Raw genomic sequence first — 2,726 nt, forward strand, 5'->3', positions numbered from 1 at the left:
CAAGTGCTCGTCGGGGCGAGTTAACATGTTCTTTAACAGGGTGGGAAAAAGCGGTGGAGAAAAAGGCTGCTAAATCAGGGGGAAAGCTCCGCTAAACTGTATGATGGCGTCGGGATAGTCCCTAAGACCCGCTAGGGCTAAATGGGGGTCCGAACCCGTATGCGTATGTCCATAATCCGGCGAACTGGATTGATCCTCTGGGATTGGCGGGTTGTGATCCTACTGGATACCATAAACGCAAGGCCCTTCGAACAGATGTTTATAATGCTCAACGTCCTACGGCTGGTCGTCATGCAACAAAACATATCAACGCAAAAGATATTAATGAAGCTAAAAATCTGAGTGTAGGTAAAGGAAGCTTAGATAAAAGACCTGAAGCATCTTATTTCCCGGAATATGCAAGTAAGGTAGCTGGCTTTGAGAAACAAGCTGCATATGGAGCTATTCGCAATGGCCATGCTTTTGACCACGGCGGAACTCGATTCATGTTCTATAAAAACCCTACCGGTCATGTTGGGTATAATGAAGGGCAATTAACCAATTGGGTAAGAATCGAAATGACGAATGCCCCTATTCCTACTATTCACAGTTTCCCGGCATCGTTGGAACAAGTCGGAAAATACATTCCCGGAGTTCGTTAATGAAAAAAGATATATGGAAGAATATTCAGCCCTTGAGAATACCTAGTAGGTGGGTAATTGATGTAAATAATTTCTATGACTATGAACCTACTAAAGAAAATATGGATTGGTTCTATGGATCAATTTTGATTAGTGGACATAATTCTCTTGATGGCCTTTGCTTTGATTCACGGTATGAACCAGAAGGAGATCCTAACGGTTTATTTGTATTAGATTTCTTTATCATAAAAACAAATAAAAAGACAGGAAAAACAGAAGAGGAAAAATTCCTAGGTAGTAAGCAAACAAGAGATAAAGCCAAGTTCATTAACATACTTGAAGAATTTATGTTTACTGGAAAATATGAATAGTTAAATTTAAAGCCGGAAAGATCCCCGTGATCTTTCCGCTTTGTTATTTTTATACTTAAAATAAATATCTTACAGGCTTGATCTTAATATATTAAATATATAATTTAAAATCATAAAAATATAAAATAAATAAGAAGATAAACAAAGGAATAATACATAAAAATATAAGATTCATTGTAAATATATACATAGGCTATATTTTAGTTATTTTATTCTGTTTTCTCCCTGAAATCGCAAAAAGCCGGAATCGCTTCCGGCCTGTTTCTTTCTTACCGTGGTGAATACCCGTGACACGCCAGTGCCGACTGGAGCCGCCCTATCGCGGCCTTGATAACCCAGGCTTCCGCATCATCAATCGCACAGGCGCGTATCTCCGCCCAGTTCAGCCGCTTCACCAGTTGGGCTAAGGCCAGCGCTTCAATATGGGTTAACTGAATATCCTGTAAATGTTCAATCGCTATCGTCATCTCATGCTCTCCCCTTAACCCGCAAAACCGGTTATCAGCGCCTGCATCTGCTGCTTAATCTCCCGCAGTTGGGCCTGTTGCCGCTGGTACTGTTGATGCTGTTGTTGCGTGGCTTCACTCTCTGGAATCAGCACCAGACAACCGTCCATCACCTTCACCGTAATCTGGCCGCCAGTATTAAATCCCGCCTGTCTGAGCCACTGGCCTTTAAGATGTATTGCCGGTGTGGCGTTGTTGACCTTATTCCCGTTCGGCACATAACCCACCGTGTAATAACGTTCTGTTTTCACGGCTTTATTTACTGCCTCTTCTGCTTTAGAATGCGCCTTAGCCATAGTAACTACCTCTTTTAGTTGCTTGTGGTGAGCGGCGTTGGTGTGGTCTCAACACATCAGCGCCGCGCTATTTTTATCCCTCCGGTTCATCAACGGGCAGCAATGCAGACTCCATACGCTGCTTGGCGATCATGGCATCAATGATCTTGATAACTGTTTCCTGATCTTCCTGTGCCAGTTGTTCCAGAACCTGAAAACGCCTAAATAATCGAGAGTTAGCCAACGGTGAATCTTCAACAGGATTGCCTGTCAGCAGATAATCCACAGTGACCCCTAACACATCAGCCAGCTTAACCATCATCTCAGCGGGAGGTATGTTAAGTCCGCTTTCGTACTTGTTCAGTTGTTGAAAACGGATCTCAACTTTCCCAGCCAGTTCTTTCTGAGGCCATCCCTTCTGCTTACGTAGCGCCTTGAGACGTACCCCAAATTCTTTGCGGAGTTCAGCATTTTGCATAATCAAAAACTCTGTTTGCATAGTGACTCCGTTAGTGTAAGGGCTTGTCTGAATTAGGGGTTGCAAGTAACTCCTAAAAGGATTATAAATAAATCCAATTAGGAGTCAATTTAAATCTTGACAGGATTTAGGAGTCAACAACATGGCACGGATACCCGAAGCCGAATTACAGCACCTGAAAGCCGCCGTCTCCTTAGTCGCCGTGGTGGAGCAACAGGGGCGACAGCTCTTTAAACGCGGCAAAGATTACGTGCTGCTGTGCCCGTTCCATCAGGAGAAAACCCCGTCAATGGTTATCTCACCGGCAAAAAATCTCTATCACTGTTTTGGCTGTGATGCCGGCGGCTCCGTGCTGGACTGGGTAATGAAAACTAAGGGCTTAAGTCTGCGCCGGGCCGTGGAACAGTTGCGCGGGATACTGGGAGATAACCCCTCGGTGGCCCCGCTGGTGCAACCGGATGAACCGGCCATGCTGG

Annotated in this window: 6 protein-coding genes; 3 read left to right on the top strand and 3 right to left on the bottom strand. The window is 44.5% G+C overall.

Features of this window, described 5'->3' with window-relative positions:
• Nucleotides 1-203: 203 nt before the first annotated feature.
• Nucleotides 204-641 (top strand): hypothetical protein, encoded by a 438-nt coding sequence (locus CKY02_RS22720; RefSeq protein WP_112896978.1) that lies wholly within the window; start codon nt 204-206, stop codon nt 639-641.
• Nucleotides 641-991: a hypothetical protein gene (locus CKY02_RS22725; RefSeq protein ID WP_112896979.1), complete on the top strand. Its 351-nt coding sequence runs from the start codon at nt 641-643 to the stop codon at nt 989-991. The genes CKY02_RS22720 and CKY02_RS22725 overlap by 1 nt, the downstream gene beginning before the upstream one ends.
• A gap of 269 nt (nt 992-1,260) precedes the next feature.
• On the opposite strand, the gene CKY02_RS22730 is transcribed toward CKY02_RS22725, so the two are convergent.
• From CKY02_RS22730 to CKY02_RS22740, 3 genes are all read right to left on the bottom strand, one after another.
• Nucleotides 1,261-1,458: a DUF7706 family protein gene (locus CKY02_RS22730; RefSeq protein ID WP_112896980.1), complete on the bottom strand. Its 198-nt coding sequence runs from the start codon at nt 1,456-1,458 to the stop codon at nt 1,261-1,263.
• Nucleotides 1,459-1,472: 14 nt separating this feature from the next.
• On the bottom strand, nt 1,473-1,793 hold the full coding sequence (locus tag CKY02_RS22735) for a SymE family type I addiction module toxin (protein WP_112896981.1): 321 nt from the start codon (nt 1,791-1,793) through the stop codon (nt 1,473-1,475).
• A gap of 73 nt (nt 1,794-1,866) precedes the next feature.
• Entirely contained in the window at nt 1,867-2,271 is a 405-nt protein-coding gene (locus tag CKY02_RS22740) for a helix-turn-helix domain-containing protein (protein WP_046973910.1), read from the bottom strand.
• Nucleotides 2,272-2,392: 121 nt separating this feature from the next.
• Here CKY02_RS22740 and CKY02_RS22745 point away from each other — a divergent pair.
• The coding region (locus CKY02_RS22745) for a CHC2 zinc finger domain-containing protein (protein WP_240002129.1) at nt 2,393-2,726 on the top strand (334 nt) is incomplete at its 3' end.

The sequence above is a fragment of the Photorhabdus bodei genome (assembly GCF_003287735.1).
GTDB classification, from domain to species: domain Bacteria; phylum Pseudomonadota; class Gammaproteobacteria; order Enterobacterales; family Enterobacteriaceae; genus Photorhabdus; species Photorhabdus kayaii.

What these genes read in the sequence shown, in the direction of transcription:
- CKY02_RS22735 (WP_112896981.1), bottom strand. Translation starts at nt 1,793, where the DNA reads ATGGCTAAGGCGCATTCTAAAGCAGAAGAGGCAGTAAATAAAGCCGTG.
- CKY02_RS22725 (WP_112896979.1), top strand. Translation starts at nt 641, where the DNA reads ATGAAAAAAGATATATGGAAGAATATTCAGCCCTTGAGAATACCTAGT.
- CKY02_RS22740 (WP_046973910.1), bottom strand. Translation starts at nt 2,271, where the DNA reads ATGCAAACAGAGTTTTTGATTATGCAAAATGCTGAACTCCGCAAAGAA.
- CKY02_RS22730 (WP_112896980.1), bottom strand. Translation starts at nt 1,458, where the DNA reads ATGACGATAGCGATTGAACATTTACAGGATATTCAGTTAACCCATATT.